Origin of the sequence: Bradyrhizobium sp. AUGA SZCCT0176 (assembly GCF_018130145.1) — a bacterium.
Lineage (GTDB): Bacteria > Pseudomonadota > Alphaproteobacteria > Rhizobiales > Xanthobacteraceae > Bradyrhizobium.
Map to the genome: position 1 here is coordinate 38650 of NZ_JAFCMB010000011.1, position 24154 is coordinate 62803.

Consider the following 24154-nt stretch of genomic DNA (forward strand, 5'->3'; position numbering starts at 1 on the left):
TTCGCGGGAGCTGTGACGGACTGCTCACCGCATGGATCGCGCGACGACAGAGGTCCCTGGAAGAGAACGAAAGATTGCCCTTTGCTTCTGTGTCGACATGCACCGGATTTTTCAGACCTACATTGACGGTCTCTGCGAAGCACGGATTTGACGGTGCTTCGGGAAAGCATGGTACAGGCAACTCGGCCTGCTCTACGCTGATTGTCTCTGGATTTTCTTTGACGACACTTTCATGATACCGACGATGGGTCCGAACGTCTCCTCGCATCATCACACGCATGGTGTGATCGACATCGATCAGAACCTGCGGCATCAGGTAAGCCGTTCCGGCTCGATCGACCACAAAATGCCTGGCGTCAATCAACGGACGCGCTCCTCTGGCAAGGGCCTTCCTGGTATGGACACGTACTGTATCGGCGAAGCGCGCGCTTGCCATCGCGGCGCAATGTTGGCGTAGTTCGGGAAACATCTCAACAAAACGCGAGGATGGATTTTCTGTTACGCTGCAGACGGCCGACGCCGTAAGGCCGGCGTGGCCCGCGCGACCATCCGTGGTGACGTATTGACCGCCGCGCCAAGACACGCCTTCGCATTGCGGTAGTCGCATGCCGTAGCTTCGATCAGCTTTCCGCCGTCGCCATCCGCCATAACGTTTCCACCAACACCGCATATCCCTTGTCGAGGGCTTCCGGATCGGTGAACTCGCGCGGATTGTGACTGAGCCCGCCCCGACCTGGCACGAAGATCAGGGAGGCGGGAATGCGTTTCTGGATTGCCAGCGCATCGCCGTGGTGTGCCAGCGGCGATGAAGGACGCCTTTCCGAGCAGGCCTTCCTTCGCGATTTTGCCGGCGACCTGCCGGAAGCGAACGCCAGGGTGTACGCCGTGCAGCAGCCGTTCCACAAGGCTCTGCTGGCCGGCAAGACCACGCACGCGGCCTGGCGATCGAAGCCGAGCTACTACGCGGTCTCCACGGACGACCGCACCATCACCCCGGACCTTGAGCGCTTCATCGCCAAGCGGATGGGCGCCAAGACTATCGAGGTAAAGGCCAGCCATCTCTCGCTGATCTCCCGTCGCGACGAAATCACGCGGCTGATCCTCGAAGCCGCGGGACAGCAAGCCTGACGAACGCCGCCGAGCGCATCAACGCAATTGGTGCATCCTGACCGTGGTTACGCGAAGATCCACGCTCGCTATTGATGCTGTCAGCTCGCCTTCTCCCTCACGTATCGGCCAGGCGCGGCTTCACCGGGAGAATAGAGGTTGCTGCCCAGTTGCGTGCGCGCCGGCAGTTGCTCTTCCGCCCACGGCTTGAGCCAGGCAATCCAGTCGTTCCACCAGCTGCCGGGCTTTTCATCGGCGCCGGCCAGCCAGGCCGCCGGGTCGTCGCATCGATCGGTCGACACCCAATAGCTTCGCTTGTTCTTCGACGCCGGATTGATCACACCGGCGATATGTCCGCTCGCACCGAGCACGAAACGCGTGTCGCCGCCGAACAGACCTGTTGTTCGATAGGCGGACCGCCACGGCACGATATGGTCCTCGACGGTCGCCAAAACATAAGCCGGCAGGTCGACCCGCCCCAAATCGACTGGCGTGTTGCACATCGTCAACCTGTTCGGTTCCCGGAGATTGTTCTCCAGGTACATGTTCCTGATGTACCAGCAATACATCGGTCCCGGCAGATTGGTGACGTCGGCATTCCAGAACAGGAGATCGAAACGCTCGGGCGATTTTCCCTTCAGATAATTGTTGATCACGTTCGGCCATATCAGCTCTTTCGAACGCAGGGTTTGGAACACGAATCCGAGTTCGGCGCCGCGGTAGATGCCGCCATTCCCAATGGTCTGCTCACGCTGTCGCACGCTCTCCTCGTCCACGAATACGCCGAGATCACCTGGTTCGCGGAAATCGAGCATGGTCGTCAGCAGCGTCACGCTGGCGACCGATTCGTCGCCCCGCGTCCGCAGGATAGCGAGCGCAGACGACAGGATGGTTCCCCCGACGCACCAGCCGACGACGTTGACCTTGTCGGCGCCGGAAATTGATCGGGCGATCTCGATGGCGCGCATGGCGCCATGCTCGACGTAATCATCCCATCCAAAATGTCCGCAAGAGGCATCCGGATTGCGCCAGGAAACGATGAAGACCGTCATGCCGTGCTCGACCGCAAACCGGACGAAGGAATTGGCCGGCTGAAGGTCGAGAATGTAGAACTTGTTGATGCAGGGCGGCACGATCAGCAACGGCCGAACGGCCACCTGCTCCGTCGCCGGTTCATATTGAATCAGTTGAAAAAGATCGTTCTCGAACACGACCGCGCCCCCGGATGCCGCGACGTCCTTTCCGACCTCGAATGCGCCCTCGTCCGTGATCGTCAGGCTGCCCCGGCCCAGATCCGACATCAAATTGTCGAGGCCTGCCTTGAGGCTTTGGCCTTCGGTGTCCGTTGCAAGCTTGATGATTTCGGGATTGGTGGCGAGAAAATTGGTCGGACTCATCGCCTCGACGAGTTGGCGCGTGAAGAAGCGCAGCCGTTGCTTTTCCTTTTCGTCCAGATCCAGCGCTTCTACGAAGTCAGTGCAATAGCGCGAATTCAGCAGATAGCATTGCTTCAGCAGACTATGGAGCGAATTGTCCCGCCATTCCGTGGCGTTGAACCTGCGATCGCCACGCGCCGGCCCGACGCTGCCTTCGCCCTGCACGCCTGCAGCCGATTTGATGACCTGTTCCGTGAGTTGGTACAGACGCATCAGGTGGTCAGCCTGCAATTCGGCGATGCGCCCCGATGAATTCAGCGTTGCACCAAGGCCCGCGCCGTCACGATCGCCGTTCGGTGTCCAACCCAGCGACCGCCAGAGGCTCGCGCCTGCCTTCATGAAACCTTCGACAAATTCGTCAGGCATATTGAATGGCCGATCCATCACTTACCCTCGCTCAGCAAGATTGAATGTTTCGTTCGTTTCCTCTTCGGGCAGCTTCTGTCTGGCGCCCTTCGCTCTCGTATGCGCCGAGACCTTGTCAGCTATCCGGCCGGACCCGTCGCAATGGCCGCTTGTTGTCGTCAGGAGCCGGAGCGAACACTTGTCCCCTCCCTGATCCCGTCAACGTTAACGGAAAGGCGTTTGATCTTGTCGTACAGCGTCTGCTTCGGGATGCCCAAAAGCGTCGCCGTCGCCTGAACGTCGCCCTGCTTGCGCCGCAACGCGTCCTCGATGATCGACCGCTCGATGTTCTCCAACTGTCGAGGCAACGACACATCGGATGCACCCAACCCCGGCTTGTTGATGGCCTTGCCGTCGAGCACGCCAAGCACGAAGCGATCGGCGACGTTACGGAGCTCCCGTACGTTTCCCGGCCACGAATAGGCCAGCAAGATGGACAGCGTCTGCTCGTCCAGTATCGGCGCGTCGCGCTCGAACCGTCTGGCGGCGTCCAGCGTGAAGTGCTCGAACAGCAGGGGAATGTCTTCGCGCCGCTCGCGAAGCGGCGGCAGTTCGATGAATGCGACGCCAAGGCGATAGTAGAGATCGGCGCGAAACAGCCGCTTCTCGCTCAACTCGAGCAGATTCGTCTTGCTCGCCGCAACGACGCGGCAATCCACCGAGATCGGCTTGTTCGTTCCGACGCGTTCGATCGATCGATCCTGCAGCGACCTCAGCAACTTCACCTGCACGCTCAGCGGCATGCTCTCGATTTCGTCGAGGAACAGCGTTCCGCCATTCGCATATTCGATCTTTCCGATACGCTGACGGGTGGCGCCGGTGAACGCCCCTACCTCATGGCCGAACAACTCGCTCTCGACCAGCGATTCGGGAAGGCCGCCGCAGTTCACCGCGACATAGTGGCCGCCGCGTCGCCCGCTGTGATTGTGGAGACAGCGCGCAACCACATCCTTGCCGGTTCCGGTCTCGCCATAGATCGTGACGTCGACGTTCGTCGCGGCCAATGTGGAAACGAGCCGGCGCACTTCCTGTATTTGCGGCGAGCGGCCCAGGAGGCTCGCCTCGATTGCCTGGCGGTCTGCGAGGGCCGATCGCAGCGAGCGCACCTCCAGGGTCAGTCGCCTCTTTTCGGTCGCCCTGCGTACCACCGAGACAAGTTGCTCCGACGAGCACGGCTTCTCGATGAAGTCGTAGGCACCGTTTCGCATCGCCTGCACGGCCATGGAAATATCGCCATGCCCGGTGATCAGGATCACTGGCAGATCCTGATCCAACCTGTGCAGATCGGACTGCCATTCAAGGCCGCTCTTGCCGCGCAGGCGGACGTCGCAGACCACGACGAACGGCATGTCGGCACGGACGGACACACTGGCGGTCTCGACCGAGGCGAACCCCGAGACGGAAAACCCGGCAAGTTCAAGCGCCTGAACGCCGCCGATCCGGACATCGTTATCGTCCTCGACGTAGATCACGCCGATCGATTGGTCATCGCTCATGCGAAACCTCTGATGTGCCAGCCAATGGAAGGGTCACTGCAAATTCGGCGCCGCATGGCGTCAGGTTTCGTGCGCGCAGTTCGCCGCCAAAGGAGTGCGCGATGTGGTTGGAGAGCATCAGACCAAGACCGAGCCCTTTGCCCGCAGGCTTGGTCGTCACAAAAGGTTCGAACATGCGCTGCAGGACATCGGGCGCGATTGAAGGACCGCTGTTGCTGATGACGATGCGGCAGCGCGCGGTCTGCCCCTGTTCCCGGCTCGCGCGGATCAGGATCGACTTCCGGTCGGCGCTCTCCACGGCGTCCAGCGCATTCGCCACGATGTTGCACAACAGCTGCTCAAGCCGCGTCTGATCGGCGATGACGCAGATATTCGCGTCAACGTCGGTTACGACGGTCACTCCCCCTTCCTTGACGCGCCCGGCGAGTATCTTGAGCGATTCGGCCACGGCATGTTCGACGGAGACCGCCTCAAGCGGGCTGCTCGACTTGTATGCGAAAGTCCGCAACTGGCCGGTCAGGCGTCCGAGTCGGCGCACCAATTCGCCAATCCGGGTCAGATTTCCGCGGGCATCGCCGATCGACCCGCGGTCGACGAGCAGAACCGCATTGTCGGCGGCCGTCTGCAGGGCGGCCAGAGGCTGGTTCAGTTCATGCACGATTCCGGCCGACATCTGGCCGAGGGCGGCGAGCTTGCCGGCATGGACCAAATCATCCTGCGCGGCCCGCAGTTCGGCGGTTCGTTCCTGCACCCTGATCTCGAGCATGTCGTTCGCCGCCTGCAACGCCGCCTGGTTGGCCAGGCGTTGCTTGATCGCTCGCCTGCGCTGCTCGACCAGACCAGCCGCCAGCAACGCAACGATGCAGGCGAGGCCCGACATCGCGCCGATGATCAGCGCAGTCTGCCGCGTCGGCGCCTCATCGTCGAGCAGGACCAGCTTCCACAGACCGCGGTTGATTGGCCGTTCGCTGAGGGTGTAGGCCACGCCGTTTTCTGCGGTGACGCGTGCAGCGCCCTCCGAGAACTGAGCGACGAAGGTCCATCCGAGCGGCGTCAGTTCGTGGTTTCCGTATGGCTTGGATCGCGAAATCTCTTCGTGCATCTGAGGCGACAGCGGCGCCATCGGATGAAAGCGCCACGCGTCCCGGGACGAGAGTATCGTGACCCGGCGTTCGTCGAGCAGAAGGATATCGCTCTCAATGTCGCGCCACGCGCGCTCGAACGAATCCAGGTTGACCTTGACGGTGGCAACACCCCTCGTCTCCCCGCCGTCCTTCAGGGCGTAGGAGAGATAGTAGCCGGCGCGCGCGCTGGTAATGCCGACGCCGAAGAACGTCCCTCGACCCTTCGAGAGAGCCTCGCTGACATAGGGACGGTACGACAGGTTTTGGCCAAACGGTGTACCCGGCTGCTCGAAATCAGCCGCGGCCAGTGTATCGCCGGAGACGCCGAGGACGTAGAGATTTTCGGCTCCCGCAAGCAGATTGATCGACTTCAAGTACTGGCTGACGGCTTCCCGCAGTGCGGGATCGCCGGGCGCGTCGAGCAGCCGGAAGACGCTGGGGGACGTCTCGAGCAAGGACGGCAGGTATTCAAATCTTGAAAGATGACCGTCGAGCCGGGCGGCCTCCACGGCCAGCCGCTGCTGCGCTGCCGCGCGCAAATGCTCCAGTCCGCGCTGGAAAGCCACGGCATATCCGAGCCACGAAGCGGCCACGACCAGCCCGGCTGCAATTGCTCCGCGCACAAGCCAACGCGTGGAACCGGGCGCCACCGAACTGATTGCGGGACTCCCCTTGATGTTCACCAGCGATGGAAGGTCCGTCATCTCGGGAACCAGACAAATCCGAGGAGCGCCGGCCACGACGGACGACCGCTCATGCATAGTCTAACTCTATGGTCTTGCCCCGGAATACGCGATAGGAAAATCCGGTGTAGGCGATAATGACAGGCAACGTGACGCAAACGCCGATCAGGATGATCTTGAGCGATTCGGGGCTGCTGGCGGCCTGCCAGACGGTAAGCCTGTCGATCACCACGAACGGATAGATGCTGTAGCTGAGGCCGAGGAAGCTCAGGAAGAAGACGAGCACCAGCAATGCGAAGGGCAGCCAGCACAGGCTGCCGCGTACGGCCGGCGACCCGAGCAGGAGGCGCGCCGTCAGCAGCGCAATGCCCGTCGTGATCGGGATCGACGCCACCGCAATCATCGCCGGCAAGGTAAACCACCTGACACGAACAGTCTCGCTGATCCACGGCGTTGCCATCGAGATCAGTATCAAGCCCACGACCATGGGCGGCCAGGCGATCTTGCTCCACTCGATCGCCTTGTCCTGGAGCTGGCCATCCGTCTTCATCACCAGCCATGTCGCACCGAGCAGCGCGTATGCCATCGGCAGCGCTACCGCAATGGCGCCTGCAAAGATTGGATAGTTCCAGCCCTCACCGAAGCCGCTGATATAGCGACCAAGCATCCAGCCCTGGCACATGGACGCAAGCATTGACCCCGCAATGAAGAGGCGGTCCCACATCGCCTTCCGGCTGGCCTTGCCCTTGACCCTGAAATCGAAAGCTGCGCCGCGCAGGATCAGGCCAACCAGCATGAGGGCAGTCGGCAGGTACAGTTCCGACAGGACCAACCCATGCGCCTTGGGGAAAGCGACAAGGAGCAGGCCGACGCCAAGAACCAGCCAGGTTTCGTTGGCATCCCAGAACGGACCGATGGATGCGACCATGGTATCCCGCTCTTCGGGCGTCGCCCGATGCATCAGCATGCCGACCCCGAGATCGTATCCGTCGCTCACGACGTAGACGAGCAGCGACACCCCCATCAACCCGATGAAGATCAGTGGGAGCAGTTCGTCGAACGACATCGAAATCATGCGAATTCTCCCCGGCGCTGATATTCCTGCGGGCTCTCCGCCAAGCCTTCCGATGTGATCATGCCCGGCTTCTTTTCCGATGTTTCCGACATGTGCTTCAGCACGCCGACATAGGCGACGAGCAGCGCCAGATAGACCGCAATGTAGATGCCGAGCGTCAGGGCAATGCTCGACGACGGAACACGAGAGGCGACGTCGCTGGTCCGAAGGAGGCCGGCAACGATGAACGGCTGGCGTCCGATCTCCGTGACGTACCATCCGGCGATGGTCGCGACCCAACCTGAAAAGGTCATCGCGGCGAACAGCTTGAGCATCGGCCGCGGCATCCGGGCGAAATCCCAGCCATCGCGCCAATGCCGCCACAAGCCGATCCAGCTGACCAGCAGCATCAGGATGCCAGTCCCCACCATGATCCGGAAGCACCAGAACACCGGAAAGACCGGCGGATGGGCCGATGGAAACTCGTTCAGCCCCTTGATTTCGCCGTCAGCATCGTGCCGGAGGATCAGACTCGCGAGTTTCGGCACCGCCAGTTCGAAGCGGTTCGTTCGCGTCGCGTCATCCGGGATCGCAAACAACAGAAGCGGGGCTCCCCGCGTTGTTTCCCAGATACCTTCCATCGCTGCGATCTTCTGCGGCTGATGCTGGAGGGTATTGAGCCCGTGAAGATCACCCGCCACTATTTGCGCCGGTATAGCCAGGGAGGCGAATACCAGCCCGGTCCGCAGCACGCGCGACGCACTGGCCGTCGCGACACCTTTCAGGATCTGCCAGGCGCTGATCCCGATCAGCAGGAACGCGCAGGTCAGCGCGGATGCCAGCATCATATGAACGAAGCGGTACGGGAAGGACGGGTTGAAGATGATTTCCAGCCAGTTCCGCGCGTGAAACTGGCCGTCGACGATCTCGTAGCCCGCCGGCGTCTGCATCCATGAATTCAAGGCAAGGATCCAGAATGCGCTCAGCATTGTGCCGAATGCGACCAGGAAGGTCGACCCAAGGTGGATCATCTCCCCGACCCGGCGGTGGCCGAACAGCATCACGCCGAGAAAACCCGCTTCCAGAAAAAAAGCGGTCAGCACTTCATAGCCGAGTAGCGGGCCGGCGATATTGCCGACGCGCTCCATGTAGCCCGGCCAGTTGGTGCCGAACTGGAAGCTCATGGTGACGCCGCTGACGACCCCGAGCGCGAATGTCAGGGCGAATATTTTTGTCCAAAGCCGGTAGGCGCGCAACCAATCCAGTTTTTGCTGCGGGTCGGTCGCGCGCAGGTGCTTCAGCCGAAAAAACAGCAGAACCCACCCCAGCGCGATCGAAATCGAGGGAAACAGAATGTGGAACGTGATATTGGCGGCGAACTGGATGCGCGCAAGGACCACGACGTCCATCAGCATTCCCTCCAGGTTCGGCGCAGTGCCTCACCCCCAATCCAGTGCACAACGGCCGACACAGCACCCATCCCATCCATGCCCTGCAATCAATGGAGCTTCACGTGCGGCTCGGTGCGCCGGGTGATCAGGCGGGCCAGCGTGTCGAGCGCCACCTTCACCGAACCATGCAACGCGTGTTCGTGCATCTTGTAGAGCGACAGGTACATCATCCGCGCGAAGATGCCTGCGAAGACCAGATTGCCGCCCACGAGCGCTCCCATCATCGAGCCGACCGTGCTGAATTCACCGAGCGACACCAGTGATCCGAAGTCCCTGTAGCGATAGGGCTTGAGCGGCTCGCCGCGCAGATAGCGCGGAATCTGTGAATACAGGTGAGAGGCCTGCTGGTGAGCCGCCTGCGCGCGAGGCGGCACATTGCCGCGCTCGCCCCACGAGCAGGCCGCGCAGTCACCGATGGCAAAGATGCCGTCGTCGCTCGTTGTCTGCAGCGTCGGCCGAACCACGAGCTGATTGATCCGGTTGGTTTCGAGGCCGGCGATATCCTTCAGGACGTCGGGCGCCTTGACGCCCGCAGCCCAGACTATCAATTCGGCGGGAATCGTCCGGCCGTCCGTCAGGTTCACCTGGTCGGACCCGACCTCGGAGACCTTGGCGCCGACCAGCACATTGACTCCGAGCTTGCCAAGCAACTTTTCCGTCTCTTTCGAAACCCGTTCGGGCAAGGCGGGCAGCACCCGTTCGGCGGCTTCGATCAGCGTGATCCTGATGTCCTTTTGGGGATCAACCTGATCGAGGCCATACGCCACCACTTCGCGCGTTGTTCTGTGGAGCTCGGCCGCAAGCTCGACGCCGGTCGCACCGGCCCCGATGATTGCGACTTTCAACTGGTGCGCTCCCAGAGGCGCCGATTGGGCATGCGCGCGGATACATGCATTGACCATTCTTTCGTGGAACCGACGTGCGTCCGACTGCGATTCGAGCTTAATCGCATGATCCACGACTCCGGGCGTGCCAAAGTCGTTGTTCTGGCTTCCGACGGCAACCACGAGGACGTCATAGTCAAAGGCCCGCTTCGGGGTAACCTCGCGGCCCTCGGCGTCGAAATACGGCGCCACCTGCACCTGACGGCGATCCCGATCGATCCCGATCATCTCCCCGATCCGGTAGCGAAAGCCATGCCAGTAGGATTGGGCAAGATAATCGACCTCGTGGGCGGCGATATCCATGCTACCGGCGGCAATTTCGTGCAGCTTCGGCTTCCACACGTGCGTGCGCTTTCGCTCGATCAGCGTGATGTCGAGCTTTCCCTTGCGTCCGTACTTGTCGCCAAGGCGCGTCGCCAGCTCCAATCCGCCGGCTCCGCCTCCGACGATCACGATGCGGGATTTTCCCAACTGTGGCTCACTCATGATGGCCTCGACCGATCAGTTCACAACCCGCCCAAACGCGTCCTCCTGATCAGGCTCTCTCGGAGACTGCATCTGCGACCGCGACGGCGGCCATGTTCACGATTCGCCGGACCGTCGACGATGGCGTGAGAATGTGGGCCGACTTTGCCGCCCCCAGCAGGATGCCGCCGACCGTCAGTCCCTGGCCCGCCGCCATCCGCAACAAATTGTAGGAGATGTTGGCGGCGTCGAGATTCGGCATCACCAGCACATTCGCCGGACCCACGAAGCCGGAATCGGGAAACTCGTGATCAAGTACCGACTGCGACAGCGCGGCATCCCCGCGCATCTCGCCTTCCACGGCCAGATCGGGCGATCGCTCGCGAATGATTGCGCGCGCCTCCCGCATCTTGTGCGCCTCCGGGACGGCCGAACTACCGAAGCTCGAATGCGACAACAGCGCAACCCTCGGCGTGACGCCAAACCGCCTGACCTCGGCAGCCGCCAGCAACGCAATGTCGGCGACCTGCTCGGCGGTCGGGCTGAGATTGCAGTGGGTATCGCAAATGAACAGCTGATGCTGCTGCAGAATGAGCATCTGCATCACTGCAAGCGTCCGCACGTTCTCCCGCGTCCCGATCACGTTGCGTATGGCGGCAAGGTGATCGGCGGTCCTTCCGATGACCCCGCATAGCATCGCATCGCCGACGCCCCTCTCGAGCAGGATCGATGCGAGCACCGTCGCATTGCTCCGTGTCTCCGACAGCGCCAGCGCGGCCGACACACCATCGCGCTTCCTGCTCGCATGGTAGACGTCCGCGCACTTGGAATAGACCTGCGCATCATGCGGATCAATGATCTCGCAGTCGTTACCGGGCTCGAGCCGGAGACCGAAGGCCCTGATTCGCTCCTCGATCGTCGACGGCCGGCCGAGAAGCAGCGGTCTTGCAATCCTCTCGTCGACGACGACTTGTGCCGCGCGCAGCACCCGTTCATCCTCGCCTTCCACCAGCAGGAGCGATTTGCCGCTTCCCTTCGCCACCGAGAAAACCGGCTGCATCGCGTTGCCGGACTGGTAGACGAACCGACCGAGTTTCTGACGATAGGCCTCCATATCGGCGATCGGACGCCTGGCGACGCCAGTGTCGGCGGCGGCCTTGGCTACCGCCGGCGCGATCATTTCGATGAGACGCGGGTCGAACGGCTTGGGAATGAGATAGTCGCGGCCAAAGCGAAGCCCCTCCCCCTTGTATGCGGCGGCGACCACCTCGGGCACTTCGGTCATGGCCAGATCCGCAAGCGCGCGGACCGTCGCAAGCTTCATCTCCTCGTTGATGGTGGTCGCCCCGCAATCCAGCGCGCCCCTGAAGATGAACGGGAAGCACAGGACATTGTTGATCTGGTTGGGGTAGTCCGAACGCCCTGTCCCGATGATCGCATCGGGACGAACGGCCAGCGCGTCCTCCGGCATGATTTCGGGGATCGGGTTGGCCATGGCGAAGATCAGGGGATCTCGCGCCATCTTCTTGACCATGTCGGGCGTCAGCACATTGCCGGCCGACAGGCCGAGGAAGATGTCAGCGTCCTGAACGATCTCGCCCAGCTTTCGCGCCTCCGTTTTCACCGCATAGCGCGCCTTGTTGTCGTCCATGCCCTCCGTGCGGCCCGCATAGACGACGCCTTTTGCGTCGGTCACGATGATACGGTCGTGCCGCAGGCCAAGGCTGACGATGAGATCGAGACATGCCAGCGCCGCCGCACCGGCTCCGGAGCACACCAGCTTGACGTCGGCAATGTCCTTCTTGACCAGCTTCAACCCGTTGAGGATTGCCGCCGCCGCGATGATCGCAGTGCCGTGCTGGTCATCGTGAAAGACCGGAATCTTCATTCGCTCGCGGAGCTTCTGTTCGATGTAGAAGCATTCCGGCGCCTTGATGTCCTCCAGGTTGATGCCGCCGAAGGTCGGCTCCATCCTGGCGATCGTTTCGATCAGCGCGTCAGGGTCTTCCTCGGCGAGTTCGATATCGAATACATCGATCCCGGCGAACTTCTTGAACAGGCACGCCTTGCCTTCCATGACCGGCTTGCTCGCCAGCGGGCCAATATTGCCGAGACCAAGCACGGCGGTGCCGTTGGTGACGACGGCCACGAGGTTGCTGCGCGCCGTCAGTTCATCGGCCTGCAACGGATCCTTGGCAATGACCAGGCAAGGTTCCGCCACGCCGGGTGAATACGCCAGGGCCAGATCGCGCTGCGTTGCCATCGCCGTGGTCGGCACGACGGAGATCTTCCCCGGCCTCGGCAAGCGATGATATTCGAGTGCGGCTTCCCTCAGATCCTGATCCATCATATTCCCCGATTCTACCCTTGGTTCGAGAGGCGGATGCCCCCTCTCCTGCTCTTGCTCGGTCAGCGGCTCTCAGACGCTTCCGCCACGGGCGCGCATCGCGGCCATCCCTTCCTCGAAGCGCCGGCGCAATATTTCGATCGTCTGCTTCTGGGACTCGGTCGCGGTCTCGGCGAGCTGGCGCATGTTGGCGAGAGCTTGCTCGAATCCCAGCCGCGCGATTTCAGTGCGCCGTCCCGCAACGGTTTCGTTGCTTGCCTCGGCGGCGATCGCCTTCATGGTTTCCTGGAAAACCTCGGTCTGCCGTGCCATCAGGTTTCGCCAGCTCTCGTACGCCGAACGATTGACCTCGGTGAGCGCGTCGATGTTCTTCTTCTCCATGTCGATCAACGACATCATGTCGACGCCGCTGATCTGGCAGGATTCGATGAGCTTGGCGAAGTCGAACCCGGGGAGGCCCCAATCTGCGCCCGGCATTGACTTGTTGTCAGACATGTCCGTCTCCTTCATGAGTGAGTGGTGCGGTGTTGATTTGTGGCAGCGGCGTCGGTCACGTTTGCGATCGGCGACGGTCGTCCTTCGGCGTCGAGCGAGACGAACGTAAAGATGCCTTCGGTCACCTTCACACGGTCCCCCAGGCGGCGGCGCAGCGCCCAGGCCTCCAGGCGGATCGCCAGCGATGTCCGCCCCACACGCTCGGCCGCGGCGTAAACGCACAGAACGTCTCCGACATGGACCGGCTTGATGAAGTGCATGGCCTCGATCGCAACCGTCGCGACGCGCCCCTGTGCGCGCTGGCCGGCATGGATGCCACCCGCAATATCCATTTGGGAAAGCACCCAGCCGCCGAAGATATCGCCGCTCGGATTTGCATCCGCAGGCATGGCGAGCGTTCGCGTCGTCAGATCCCCTTGTGGCTGCATCGACATGGCGGCGCCTCAGACCATGCTCTGCCCACCGTTTGCGGATATCGTCGAGCCCGTGATGAAGCCGGCATCGTCGGATGCCAGGAACAGCACCGTGCGCGCGATTTCGTGCGGTTCGCCCAGACGGCCGACCGGGATCAGGGGAAGGATGTTCTTGGCCACGACCTCGGGGTTGATCGCCTTGACCATCTCGGTGGCGATGTAGCCGGGACAGATGGTGTTGACGGTGATGCCGGAGCGAGCCCCCTCCTGGGCCAGCGCCTTCACGAAGCCCATGTCACCTGCCTTGGCGGCGGAGTAGTTGACCTGGCCCATCTGGCCCTTCTGGCCGTTGATCGAGGAGATGCAGATCACGCGGCCGAACTTGCGCTCGCGCATTCCTTCCCACACCGGCCTCGTCATGTTGAACAGCGAGTTCAGGTTGGTGTTGATAACCGCGTACCATTGGTCCGGCGTCATCTTGTGGAACATGCCGTCCTTGGTGATGCCGGCGTTGTTGACCAGTACATCCACCGGGCCCAGATCGGCCTCGACCTGCTTGAGTCCTGCGACGCAGGCGTCGTAGCTCGACACGTCCCATTTGTAGACGTTGATGCCGGTCTCGCTCTTGAACTTCGCGGCCGCCTCATCATTGCCGGCATAGCTCGCAGCCACCTTGTAGCCGGCCGCCTTGAGCGCGATCGAGATCGCCTCACCTATGCCTCGCGTACCGCCCGTCACTACCGCAACTCTGGACATGGTCTCCTCCTGATTTTGATCGGTTGAACTTGTGTTTGCCGGCTCTCGGGGAGCCGTTGTCGTTCGCAGGCGGCCCGGTGCCGTCCGCGCCTCGCTCCGGCCGGAACGACCGGCCCGTCCGCCGGTCTAACGCTCGACCGTCAGGGCGACGCCCATGCCGCCGCCGATGCACAGCGTGGCAAGCCCCTTCTTCGCGCCACGTTTCTGCATCTCGAACAGCAGCGTCGTCAGGACGCGCGCGCCGGATGCGCCGATCGGATGCCCGATGGCGATGGCGCCACCGTTCACGTTCACGATCGACGGATCCCAACCCATGTCCTTGTTGACCGCGATGGCCTGCGCCGCGAAGGCCTCGTTGGCCTCAACGAGATCGAGATCCCTGACTTTCCAGCCAGCCTTTTCCAACGCCTTGCGGGAAGCCGGAATTGGGCCCGACCCCATGACCGCGGGATCGACGCCCGCGGTCGCCCAGGAGACGATCCTGGCAAGCGGCGTGAGGCCGCGTTTTTTGGCTTCATCGGCGCTCATCAGCACCAGCGCGGCCGCGCCGTCGTTGAGACCGGAAGCATTGCCGGCGGTCACACTGCCCTCCTTGTTAAAGGCGGGCTTCAGCTTCGCGAGCGCGTCCTGTGTCGTGCCCGGGCGGATATATTCGTCCTGGTCGACGACGACGTCGCCCTTCCTGGTCTTGACGGTGACGGGAATGATCTCGTCCTTGAACCGGCCGGCCTTCTGCGCATCCTCGGCCTTGTTCTGCGAACTGGTGGCGAACGCGTCCTGCTCTTCCCGGGTGATCTGCCATTTGGTGGCGATGTTCTCCGCGGTGACTCCCATGTGATAGCCGTGGAACGCATCGAGCAGGCCGTCCTTCAGCATGGAGTCGATGAACTTGGTGTCGCCCATCTTGGTGCCGTTCCGCATGTGCGACAGATGCGGCGCCATCGACATCGACTCCATGCCGCCGGCGACAATGACCTTTGCATCCCCGTTGGCGATCTGCTGCAGTCCGAGCGCCACCGACCGCAGGCCCGAACCGCAAAGCTGGTTCATGCCCCACGCCGTCTTCTCCTGCGGAATGCCGGCCGCCATGGCGGCCTGCCGCGCCGGATTCTGCCCCTCGCCGCCGGATAGGACCTGGCCCAGGATCACTTCATCGACTTCTTCCGGCGAGACCTTGGCGCGCTCCAGCGCGCCCTTGATCGCCACAGCCCCCAGTTCGTGGGCAGTCAGCGAGCCGAACGCTCCATTGAAAGAACCAACCGGCGTCCGCGCGGCGGACACAATCACTACATCAGTCATGTTCAACTCCTCGTTTAGTGTTCCCTGCGCTTCCCACGCCGTTGCCAAGCGGGTTAACAAACTCCAGGCTGGCAGCCTCTGCCGTTTTCAACGTCAAGCGACGACTGGCCGGGGCGCGCCTGCCTCTATCTCGTCATCCGCAATCTTTACGGACTCCGGATCATCAGCTTCGACATCGCTCTCCTGGTTCAGACGTCGATGAAGCATTCTTTCGTCGAGCGCCCCTTCCCATTTGGCGACGACGACCGTCGCAACGCCATTTCCTATGAGGTTGGTGAGCGCGCGCGCCTCCGACATGAAGCGGTCGATGCCAAGGATCAAGGCGATGCTCGCGACCGGAATTGTCCCGACCGATGCAAGTGTTGCGGCCAGGACGATGAAGCCGGATCCCGTGACACCAGCGGCGCCCTTGGATGTCAGGAGCAGAACGCCGATGATGCCGAGCTCTTGCCAGATCGTCAGGGGCGTGTTCGTCGCTTGCGCCAGGAAGATCGCGGCCATTGTCAGGTAAATACAGGTGCCATCGAGGTTGAACGAATAACCGGTCGGAATAACCAATCCGACGACCGACTTTTCGCAGCCAAGATTTTCGGTCTTGGCGATCATGCGCGGCAGCACTGATTCCGATGACGAAGTGCCAAGCACGATCAGGAGCTCTTCCTTGATGTAACGGATGAACTTGAAGATCGAAAAGCCGCTAAGGGCCGCAACGGAGCCGAGCACGACGAAGACGAACAACAGGCATGTTACGTAAAACGCCAACATGAAGTTTGCCAGCGAGATCAGCGTCGCCACGCCATACTTGCCGATCGTGAACGCCATTGCGCCGAACGCTCCGATCGGCGCAAGTTTCATGATGTAGCCTACGATCTTGAAGAACACGTGGCTCACGACATCAATCAGCCGCAGCACGCCCTCACCGTGATGACCGAGAGCTTGCAGGCCAAATGCAAACAGGATTGCGAAGAACAACACCTGCAGGATTTCGCCGTTGGCAAACGCGCCGACGACGGTCGACGGGATAATGTCCATCAGAAACTGGACCGTGCCCTGCTCCTTCGCTTTCGCAGTGAAGGCCGCGATCGATTTTGTGTCAACGGTCGACAGATCGAGGTTCATGCCGACGCCAGGCTTCCACAAATTGATAACGATAAGCCCGATGATCAGCGCAGCCGTCGTCAGCACTTCGAAATAGATCAATGCCTTCAAGCCAACGCGTCCGACCTTCTTCATGTCGCGCATGCTGGCGATACCATGCACAACCGTGAAGAAGATGATCGGCGCGATAATCATCTTGATGCATTTGATGAACGCATCGCCGAGCGGCTTCATCTGCTCGCCAAGCTGAGGATAAAAATGGCCCAGTAGGACGCCGGCCGTGATTGCAGCCAGAACCTGCACATAGAGGTGCTGATACCATTTTGCGGAATGGTGACCGCCTGTCGTTGCTGCTGTTGCCATATCCTATTCCTTCCCTAAGGACTGTTTCTCAATCTGAATGCACAACCCCGGGCGTAACCCTGCTGCGATACCAACTGACCGCGCCGCCATGAAGCGGAATGAAATTGTTGCGCATGATGTTGGAGGGGATCGTTTCCGCCGCCGCCGGATGAACTTCGACCAGCCGCTCGTTATTGGCGAACACTGTGTCGACGATGGCTGTGACCAGATCGTTCGGCAAATCCTTGTGCGCTACGGCAAAGTTGAAAAGGCCGATCGTGTCGTACCGGCGCCGCAAAGTCGGATACGAACCCGCCGCAACAACGGATGCGGAGAGTTCCGGCATCGTCAGGCGCAGCGTTGCGATCTCCTGCCGCGTGAGAGGGAGGTAGCGCACCTTCGCCTTGCGCTCGATATCGATAAATACCGGAACCGGCACGCCGGCGCCAACCGCGAGCGCATCGATGCTTCGCGCCAGCGACTTCTCCGCGAGCTCCGCCCAATCGCCGTGAACCAGGGTGGCTTCGATCTTCAGCGCCTTGAGGAACTCGGGAAAGTAGGCGGCGGTGGTGCCGCCCTCGGGCCCGACACCGATACGCTTGCCGGCGAATTCGGCAAACGATTGAATCGGCGATTCACTGAGCACCTGAAACTGAAATGGCGTATCATACATCGCGAACATGGCGCGCATGTTTCGGTATTGCCGCCCATCGGTCCAGGCAGCGCCGGCGTTCCAGGCTTGCAACGCCACGCCCTGTGTGACGAAGGCCAGCTGAATTTCGCCGGTCTCGAGCAGCTTGATATTCTCGACCGGGCCGCCAGTCGGTCGCGCCACCACCGCGATGCCGAGTTCTCGCGAGAGCAATCGAGCCAGCCCTTCACCATAGGCGTAGTAGGTGCCGCCTTCCGACGCGGTGCCGAGAGTAAGCGTCTCGGGCCAATGCGCCTCCGCCGCCGACGCCAACTTGGGCGGAAGCAGAACAAATGCGAGAAGGATCAGAATCCGCCACGCTTTTGAAACCATGACTGCCTCCTTCATTTCAACCGCACCCTTGTTCTGGCAATTGATTGGACTTCAGCGTCACTTTTTCTTTTGCGGCGGCAGGTCTGTGCAGTGGCCTTCGAACACCTCGGCCGCCATGCCGATTGACTCGCCCAGCGTCGGATGCGGATGAATGGTCTTGCCGATGTCGGCCGGCTCGCAGCCCATCTCGACCGCAAGGCAGATTTCGCTGATCAGGTCGCCGGCATGGGTGCCAACTATGCCGCCGCCGACCACGCGATGGGTCGTCGTATCGAACAGCAGCTTGGTGAAGCCCTCGTCGCGGCCGTTGGCGATGGCGCGGCCCGAGGCCGCCCATGGAAACACCGCCTTGCCGACCTTGAGACCCTCGGCCTTGCACTGCTCCTCGGTCTTCCCGGCCCAGGCTACCTCAGGATCGGTGTAGGCGACAGACGGAATCTGCCGCGCGTCGAAATACGACTTCTCGCCATGCGCTACTTCCGCGGCGACATGGCCTTCATGCACCGCCTTGTGCGCCAGCATCGGCTGGCCGACGACGTCCCCGATCGCAAAGATATGCGCCACGTTGGTGCGCATCTGCCTGTCGACGTCGATGAAGCCTCGCTCGGTCACCGCGATGCCGGCCTTCTCGGCCCCGATCTGCTTGCCGTTCGGGCTTCGGCCGACCGAGACCAGAACGAGATCATAGACCTGCGGCCCGGCAGGCGCCTGCTCGCCCTCGAAACTCACCTCGATTCCGGCTTCTGTCGCCTTCGCACCCACCGTTTTGGTCTTCAGCATGACCTTGTCGAAGCGGCCCGCGTTCATCTTCTCCCAGACCTTGACCAGGTCTCGGTCGGCCCCCTGCATCAGCCCGTCGAGCATTTCGACAACGTCGATGCGTGCGCCGAGCGTCGAATAGACCGTCGCCATTTCGAGACCGATGATGCCACCACCGATCACCAGCATGCGCTTGGGGATTGATTTCAGCTGCAGCGCGCCGGTCGAATCGACGACGCGCGGATCTTCGGGCAGAAACGGCAGTTTCACGGCCTCGCTGCCGGCGGCGATGATGGCGTTGGCGAACTTGACCGTCTTCTTGCCTCCGGCTGAGACAATCTCGAGATGGTGTGGGTCGAGGAAGGCACCGACGCCGGTCGCAACCTCGACCTTGCGCGCCTTCGCCATGCCGGCAAGGCCGCCGGTCAGCTTCTTGATCACGCCGTCCTTGAACGCGCGCAGCTTGCCGAGGTCGATCTTCGGCGCGCCAAAGGAAATGCCGTGGTCGGGCAGATGTTTGACTTCGTCGACTACGGAAGCCGTATGCAGCAGCGCCTTGCTCGGGATGCAGCCGACGTTGAGGCACACGCCACCGAGCGTGTCGTAACGTTCGACCAGCACGGTCTTCATGCCGAGATCGGCGGCGCGGAAAGCGGCCGAGTAGCCACCGGGACCGGCGCCCAGCACCAACATATCGCATTCGATGTCCGCCTTGCCGGCATAGGACGCGGCGGAAGGCGCGGCCGGCGGCGGGCTGGCGGTCGCCGCCGGCTGCGATGCTGGCGCGGGCTTCGGCGCAGCGACCGCGCCTTCTGCCTCCAGCACGAGGATGGTCGATCCTTCGCTCACCTTGTCGTCGACCTTGACCCTGACCTCCTTGACGACGCCGGCGTGGGACGACGGAATCTCCATCGACGCCTTGTCGGACTCGACCATGATGAGGCTGGTGTCGACCGCGACGGTCTCGCCGGGCTTCACCAGGACCTCGATGACGGCAACGTCCTTGAAGTCACCGATATCCGGAATTTTCACTTCGATCTGCTGAGCCATGCTGTTTCCCCCGATCTCAGAACAGCACGCGCCGCAGATCGGCGAGCACGCTGGCGAAGTAGACGTTGAAGCGCGCAGCCGCCGCACCGTCGATGACGCGGTGGTCCCAGGACAGCGACAGCGGCAGCGTCAGCCGCCAGTTCGAGGTCTTGCCGTCGGAAGAGTGCTGCTTCCAGTAGCCCTTGCAGACGCCCATGATCGCGACTTCGGGCGCATTGATGATCGGCGTGAAATAGATGCCGCCGATGCCGCCGAGCGAGGAGATCGAGAACGTCCCACCCTGCATCTGGTCGGGCTTGATCTTGCCTTCGCGCGCGAGCTTGGCGAGGGCGTTCATCTCCTTGGCAATCTCCGGCACCGATTTCTTGTCGGCATCGCGGATGACAGGCACCATCAGGCCGTTCGGCGTATCAGCGGCAAAGCCGATGTGCCAGTAGTTCTTGTAGACGAGCGCATCGCCGTCGAGGCTGGCATTGAATTCCGGGAACTTCTGCAGCGTTGCGACCGCGGCCTTCACCATGAACGGCAGGAGCGAGAGCTTGACGCCGCTCTTCTCCAGCTCCTTGTTCATCGTCACCCGGAATTGTTCGAGATCGGTGATGTCAGCCTCGTCGTGGGTCGTGACGTGCGGGATGACGACCCAGTTGCGGTGCAGGTTGGCCGCGGAGATCTTCTTGATGCGGCCGAGTTCCTTGCGTTCGACCGGCCCGTATTTCGCAAAATCGACCTTGGGCCAGGGCAGAAGGTCAATACCGCCGACGCCGCCCCCACTGGCGGTCGCTGCTTGCGGCTTGGCTGGCGCCGCTCCGCCTTTGCCGAAGGCCTCGACGTCTTCACGCAGAATGCGGCCGTGATTCCCCGAGCCCTTGACCTTGCCGAGATCGACACCCCGTTCGCGCGCCAGCTTGCGCACGGCCGGACCGGCATAGGCGAGCGCGAAGCTTCCTTCATCAAAGGCGCCGACCACCGCCGTTCCAGCGGCGGTGGCCGACGAGGACGCAGGCGACGACACGGGAGGAATGTCGGCCTGCAAAGGTGCTGCGCCAGTTGCGAGCGACAGGATGACCGCGCCCTCGCTGACCTTGTCGCCGGTCTTGACCTTGATCTCGCGCACGGTGCCGGAGAGCGGCGCCGGCACTTCCATCGTCGCTTTGTCCGACTCGAGCGCGATCAGCGGATCCTCGGCTTTCACGCTGTCGCCGATCTTGACGAAGATTTCGATGACCGGAACGTCCTTGAAGTCGCCGATATCAGGGACTCGCACCTCGGCGACGCCGCCCGGTGCACTTACCGGCGACGGCGGAGCGCTGACGACCGGGCGCGCCTCGGCCTGCTCCGCGCCGGCGCCCTCGAACTGCACCACTACCGCGCCTTCGCTGACCTTGTCGCCGACCTTCACGACCACCGACTTCACCACGCCATCGCGCGGCGAAGGCACTTCCATGGTCGCCTTGTCGGACTCCAGCGCGACCAGCGGATCTTCGGCCTTCACCTTGTCGCCCGGCTTGACGAAGATTTCGATCACCGGGACGTCCTTGAAGTCACCGATATCGGGAACCTTGATGTCGATCAGACCACTCATCGCTCTGTCCTCGGCTCCGCTGGCTCACACGGTCCAGGGCGCAGCGCGCCCGGCGTCGATCTTGTATTTGGCGATGGCTTCAGCCACGATCGCCGGCTTGATCGCGCCGTCGTCGGCGAGCGCCTTGAGCGCGGCGATGGCGACGTAGTGGCGGTCGACCTCGAAGAACTTCCGGAGCTTCACGCGATAGTCGCTGCGGCCGAAGCCGTCGGTGCCGAGGGTGACGTATCGCCGTCCGGCTGCCTGGACATATTCGCGGATCTGGTCGGAGTAGCTGCGCATGTAGTCGGTCGACGCCACGACCGGCCCCGGATGGCCTTCAAGTTGCGCCTCGACCCAACTCTTGCGGCGCTGCTCGGTCGGATGCAGCAAATTCCAGCGCTCCGCCGCCATGCCGTCGCGGCGCAGTTCATTGAAGCTGGTCGCGCTCCAGACGTCGGCGGTAACGCCGAAATCCGCCTTGAGCAGATCCGCGGCCGCGATCACTTCGCGCAGGATCGTGCCGGAGCCCATGAGTTGGACGCGCAGACCCTTCTTCGCGGTCTCGCCGCCGTTCTTGAGGAGGTAGAGCCCCTTGAGGATTCCTTCTTCCGCCCCCTTGCCGGCCTCGGCCAGCCCCGGATGCTGATAGTTCTCGTTCATCAGGGTGATGTAGTAGTAGACGTCCTCCTGCACCTCATACATGCGGCGCATACCCTCGCGGACGATAGTCACGACCTCATAGGCAAAGGTCGGATCGTACGAGATGCAGTTCGGGATGGTGGCTGCCAGCAAATGGCTGTGGCCGTCCTCATGCTGCAAGCCCTCGCCGTTCAGCGTGGTGCGGCCGGCGGTGCCACCGAGCAGGAAGCCGCGGGCACGCATGTCGCCGGCGAGCCAGGCGAGATCGCCGACGCGCTGCAGGCCGAACATCGAATAATAGATGTAGAACGGGATCATCGGCACGTTGTTGGTCGAGTAGGACGTCGCTGCGACGATCCAGCTCGACATCGCGCCGCCTTCGTTGATGCCCTCCTGGAACACCTGTCCGCTCTTGTCCTCGCGGTAATACATCAGCTGGTCTGCATCCTGCGGCCGGTAGAGCTGACCGACCGACGAGTAGATGCCAAGTTGGCGGAACATGCCCTCCATGCCGAAGGTGCGGGATTCGTCCGGCACGATCGGCACGATGTGCTTGCCGATCGCTCTGTCGCGCACGAGGGTGCCGAGCATCTGCACGAAGGCCATCGTGGTCGAAATTTCGCGCTCGCCGCTGGCGTCGAGCAGCCGCTGGAACGTTGATAGCGGCGGAATTTGCAGGGAGGCGGATTTGCGCCGGCGCTGCGGCAGACTGCCGCCGAGCTTTGCGCGCTGGGCGTGGAAATACTTCATCTCCGGGCTGTCTTCCGGCAGACGGAGGAACGGAACCTTGCTCAGGTCCGCATCCGAGACCGGCACCTGGAAGCGATCGCGAAAGCCGCGCAGCGCATCCTGCGTCATCTTCTTGGCCTGATGCGCGATCATCTGGCCTTCGCCGGATTCGCCCATGCCAAAACCCTTGACGGTCTTCGGCAGGATGACGGTCGGCTGGCCCTTGTGATTCACGGCGGCGGTGTAGGCGGCGAACACCTTCTCCGGATCATGGCCGCCGCGCGCCAGCGCCCAGATATCGTCGTCGCTCATGTCGGCAACGAGTTCCTTCGTTTCCTCGTATTTGCCGAAGAAGTGCTCGCGAATGTAAGCGCCGCTCTTGCTCTTGAAGTCCTGGTATTCGCCGTCGACGCATTCGTCCATGAGCTGGAGCAGCCGCCCGCTCTTGTCCTTCTGCAGCAGGCGGTCCCAGCCCGAGCCCCACAGCACCTTGATGACGTTCCAGCCGGCGCCGCGGAACACGCTTTCGAGCTCCTGGACGATCTTGCCGTTGCCGCGGACCGGTCCGTCGAGCCGCTGCAGGTTGCAATTGATGACGAAGATCAGATTGTCGAGGTTTTCGCGGCCGGCGAGCGAAATCGCGCCGAGCGATTCCGGCTCATCGGTTTCGCCGTCGCCCATGAAGGCCCAGACCTTGCGATTGGCGGTTTCGGCCAGATGGCGGTTCTCCAGATATTTCAGGAACCGCGCCTGATAGATCGCCATCAGCGGCCCAAGCCCCATCGACACCGTTGGGAACTGCCAGAAGTCCGGCATCAGCCAGGGGTGCGGATAGCTCGACAATCCGCCGCCCGCGGTCTCCTGCCGGAAGCCGAGCAATTGCTCCTCGCTCAAGCGGCCTTCGAGAAAGGCGCGCGCATAGATGCCCGGCGAACAATGCCCCTGGACGAAAATGAGGTCGCCGCCATGCTTCTCGGTCGGCGCGTGCCAGAAATGGCCGAAGCCGATGTCGTAGAGTGTTGCCGCCGACTGGAAGCTCGCGATGTGGCCGCCAAGCTCCGAGCTCTCCTTGTTGGCGCGCAGCACGATGGCCAGCGCATTCCACCGGATGATCGAGCGAAGCTTGTGTTCGATCGCGCGATCGCCCGGCAGCGCCGGCTGCTGGTCCACCGGAATCGTGTTGCAATAGGGCGTGGTCAACGTCTGTTGAATGCCGAGGCCGCCGCTGCGCGCAGCGTCGATCACCGCATTGACGACAAACTCGGCCCGTTCGTTGCCGCGATGGCCCCGGACTGCCGACAAGGCATCCAGCCACTCCCGGGTTTCCAGCGGATCCAGATCATGCGCGTCCGCGACCTTCATTACCTTCTCCATTGCAGGCCAAGCCGAAAACAAGCGTCAACGTTCATTGCGCTCCGCGTACTGCGGAAACGCGCAATGCCGCACAGGCGATATCGCCTGGCGCTCTAGGTGATGAGTTGAATACTGGCTGGCATCTGAACGTCCCCTCGCTTTGTCTGTTCTTGAGCTGCCG

The 24154-nt window shown here is 62.2% G+C and carries 19 protein-coding genes; 2 read left to right on the top strand and 17 right to left on the bottom strand.

Translation table 11 applies throughout. From position 1 onward, the window contains the following. The first annotated feature begins 244 nt into the window (after window positions 1-244). Window positions 245-457, top strand: coding sequence for a hypothetical protein (locus JQ600_RS37430; RefSeq protein WP_212490122.1), 213 nt, complete (start codon window positions 245-247; stop codon window positions 455-457). A gap of 163 nt (window positions 458-620) precedes the next feature. Here the strand turns inward: JQ600_RS37430 and JQ600_RS36975 are convergent, their stop codons facing one another. After that, window positions 621-875, bottom strand: a complete 255-nt coding sequence (locus tag JQ600_RS36975; protein ID WP_409410665.1) for a M20/M25/M40 family metallo-hydrolase — start codon at window positions 873-875, stop codon at window positions 621-623. Between JQ600_RS36975 and JQ600_RS23915 the strand changes: the two genes are divergently transcribed. Continuing rightward, the gene (locus tag JQ600_RS23915) at window positions 760-1128 is read left to right on the top strand and encodes an alpha/beta fold hydrolase (protein WP_409363254.1); all 369 of its coding nucleotides are present in this window, start codon (window positions 760-762) and stop codon (window positions 1126-1128) included. The genes JQ600_RS36975 and JQ600_RS23915 overlap by 116 nt on opposite strands. 80 nt (window positions 1129-1208) lie before the next feature. Here the strand turns inward: JQ600_RS23915 and JQ600_RS23920 are convergent, their stop codons facing one another. The 16 genes from JQ600_RS23920 to aceE form a co-directional block, all read right to left on the bottom strand. Further along, the gene (locus JQ600_RS23920) at window positions 1209-2909 is read right to left on the bottom strand and encodes an alpha/beta hydrolase (RefSeq protein WP_249136052.1); all 1701 of its coding nucleotides are present in this window, start codon (window positions 2907-2909) and stop codon (window positions 1209-1211) included. A 158-nt stretch (window positions 2910-3067) separates the two neighbouring features. Further along, on the bottom strand, window positions 3068-4444 hold the full coding sequence (locus JQ600_RS23925) for a sigma-54 dependent transcriptional regulator (RefSeq protein ID WP_212269437.1): 1377 nt from the start codon (window positions 4442-4444) through the stop codon (window positions 3068-3070). After that, the gene (locus JQ600_RS23930) at window positions 4434-6134 is read right to left on the bottom strand and encodes an ATP-binding protein (RefSeq protein WP_312011862.1); all 1701 of its coding nucleotides are present in this window, start codon (window positions 6132-6134) and stop codon (window positions 4434-4436) included. Before JQ600_RS23930 ends, JQ600_RS23925 begins: the two co-directional genes overlap by 11 nt. Before the next feature lie 187 nt (window positions 6135-6321). After that, on the bottom strand, window positions 6322-7317 hold the full coding sequence (locus JQ600_RS23935; protein ID WP_212386207.1) for a cytochrome d ubiquinol oxidase subunit II: 996 nt from the start codon (window positions 7315-7317) through the stop codon (window positions 6322-6324). A 5-nt stretch (window positions 7318-7322) separates the two neighbouring features. Further along, window positions 7323-8714 carry a cytochrome ubiquinol oxidase subunit I gene (locus JQ600_RS23940; RefSeq protein WP_212386122.1) on the bottom strand — a complete coding sequence of 464 codons (1392 nt, stop codon included), beginning with the start codon at window positions 8712-8714 and terminating at the stop codon, window positions 7323-7325. A gap of 89 nt (window positions 8715-8803) precedes the next feature. Then, window positions 8804-10126, bottom strand: coding sequence for an NAD(P)/FAD-dependent oxidoreductase (locus JQ600_RS23945; RefSeq protein ID WP_212386123.1), 1323 nt, complete (start codon window positions 10124-10126; stop codon window positions 8804-8806). Between the two features lie 49 nt (window positions 10127-10175). Beyond that, window positions 10176-12452: an NADP-dependent malic enzyme gene (locus JQ600_RS23950; RefSeq protein WP_212386124.1), complete on the bottom strand. Its 2277-nt coding sequence runs from the start codon at window positions 12450-12452 to the stop codon at window positions 10176-10178. Between the two features lie 72 nt (window positions 12453-12524). Continuing rightward, window positions 12525-12947 carry a TIGR01841 family phasin gene (phaP, locus tag JQ600_RS23955; RefSeq protein ID WP_212490123.1) on the bottom strand — a complete coding sequence of 141 codons (423 nt, stop codon included), beginning with the start codon at window positions 12945-12947 and terminating at the stop codon, window positions 12525-12527. Between the two features lie 11 nt (window positions 12948-12958). Next, on the bottom strand, window positions 12959-13381 hold the full coding sequence (locus tag JQ600_RS23960) for an acyl-CoA thioesterase (protein WP_212386125.1): 423 nt from the start codon (window positions 13379-13381) through the stop codon (window positions 12959-12961). Window positions 13382-13390: 9 nt separating this feature from the next. Further along, window positions 13391-14116, bottom strand: a complete 726-nt coding sequence (gene phbB / locus JQ600_RS23965) for an acetoacetyl-CoA reductase (protein WP_212386126.1) — start codon at window positions 14114-14116, stop codon at window positions 13391-13393. Window positions 14117-14242: 126 nt separating this feature from the next. After that, a complete protein-coding gene (locus JQ600_RS23970; RefSeq protein ID WP_212386127.1) occupies window positions 14243-15415 on the bottom strand; it encodes an acetyl-CoA C-acetyltransferase in 1173 nt (390 codons plus the stop codon). Window positions 15416-15508: 93 nt separating this feature from the next. Beyond that, window positions 15509-16876 (bottom strand): dicarboxylate/amino acid:cation symporter, encoded by a 1368-nt coding sequence (locus tag JQ600_RS23975; RefSeq protein ID WP_212269428.1) that lies wholly within the window; start codon window positions 16874-16876, stop codon window positions 15509-15511. 28 nt (window positions 16877-16904) lie between these two features. Next, entirely contained in the window at window positions 16905-17879 is a 975-nt protein-coding gene (locus JQ600_RS23980; protein WP_212386128.1) for a TAXI family TRAP transporter solute-binding subunit, read from the bottom strand. Window positions 17880-17936: 57 nt separating this feature from the next. Further along, complete coding sequence (lpdA, locus tag JQ600_RS23985) at window positions 17937-19688, bottom strand: dihydrolipoyl dehydrogenase (protein WP_212386129.1); 1752 nt, start codon at window positions 19686-19688, stop codon at window positions 17937-17939. Window positions 19689-19704: 16 nt separating this feature from the next. Further along, window positions 19705-21270: a dihydrolipoyllysine-residue acetyltransferase gene (locus JQ600_RS23990; protein ID WP_212386130.1), complete on the bottom strand. Its 1566-nt coding sequence runs from the start codon at window positions 21268-21270 to the stop codon at window positions 19705-19707. A gap of 24 nt (window positions 21271-21294) precedes the next feature. Beyond that, window positions 21295-23982, bottom strand: a complete 2688-nt coding sequence (gene aceE / locus JQ600_RS23995; protein WP_409363256.1) for a pyruvate dehydrogenase (acetyl-transferring), homodimeric type — start codon at window positions 23980-23982, stop codon at window positions 21295-21297. Window positions 23983-24154 lie beyond the last annotated feature (172 nt).

Bases quoted from the DNA above. Each gene is read 5' to 3' on its own strand.
- JQ600_RS23960 (WP_212386125.1), bottom strand. From the start codon at position 13,381: ATGTCGATGCAGCCACAAGGGGATCTGACGACGCGAACGCTCGCCATG.
- JQ600_RS23970 (WP_212386127.1), bottom strand. From the start codon at position 15,415: ATGACTGATGTAGTGATTGTGTCCGCCGCGCGGACGCCGGTTGGTTCT.
- JQ600_RS23920 (WP_249136052.1), bottom strand. From the start codon at position 2,909: ATGCCTGACGAATTTGTCGAAGGTTTCATGAAGGCAGGCGCGAGCCTC.
- JQ600_RS23975 (WP_212269428.1), bottom strand. From the start codon at position 16,876: ATGGCAACAGCAGCAACGACAGGCGGTCACCATTCCGCAAAATGGTAT.
- phaP (WP_212490123.1), bottom strand. From the start codon at position 12,947: ATGTCTGACAACAAGTCAATGCCGGGCGCAGATTGGGGCCTCCCCGGG.
- JQ600_RS23980 (WP_212386128.1), bottom strand. From the start codon at position 17,879: ATGGTTTCAAAAGCGTGGCGGATTCTGATCCTTCTCGCATTTGTTCTG.
- JQ600_RS23935 (WP_212386207.1), bottom strand. From the start codon at position 7,317: ATGTCGTTCGACGAACTGCTCCCACTGATCTTCATCGGGTTGATGGGG.
- JQ600_RS23925 (WP_212269437.1), bottom strand. From the start codon at position 4,444: ATGAGCGATGACCAATCGATCGGCGTGATCTACGTCGAGGACGATAAC.
- JQ600_RS23915 (WP_409363254.1), top strand. From the start codon at position 760: ATGCGTTTCTGGATTGCCAGCGCATCGCCGTGGTGTGCCAGCGGCGAT.
- JQ600_RS23940 (WP_212386122.1), bottom strand. From the start codon at position 8,714: ATGGACGTCGTGGTCCTTGCGCGCATCCAGTTCGCCGCCAATATCACG.
- phbB (WP_212386126.1), bottom strand. From the start codon at position 14,116: ATGTCCAGAGTTGCGGTAGTGACGGGCGGTACGCGAGGCATAGGTGAG.
- aceE (WP_409363256.1), bottom strand. From the start codon at position 23,982: ATGAAGGTCGCGGACGCGCATGATCTGGATCCGCTGGAAACCCGGGAG.
- lpdA (WP_212386129.1), bottom strand. From the start codon at position 19,688: ATGGCTCAGCAGATCGAAGTGAAAATTCCGGATATCGGTGACTTCAAG.
- JQ600_RS23945 (WP_212386123.1), bottom strand. From the start codon at position 10,126: ATGAGTGAGCCACAGTTGGGAAAATCCCGCATCGTGATCGTCGGAGGC.
- JQ600_RS23990 (WP_212386130.1), bottom strand. From the start codon at position 21,270: ATGAGTGGTCTGATCGACATCAAGGTTCCCGATATCGGTGACTTCAAG.
- JQ600_RS23950 (WP_212386124.1), bottom strand. From the start codon at position 12,452: ATGGATCAGGATCTGAGGGAAGCCGCACTCGAATATCATCGCTTGCCG.
- JQ600_RS37430 (WP_212490122.1), top strand. From the start codon at position 245: ATGGGTCCGAACGTCTCCTCGCATCATCACACGCATGGTGTGATCGAC.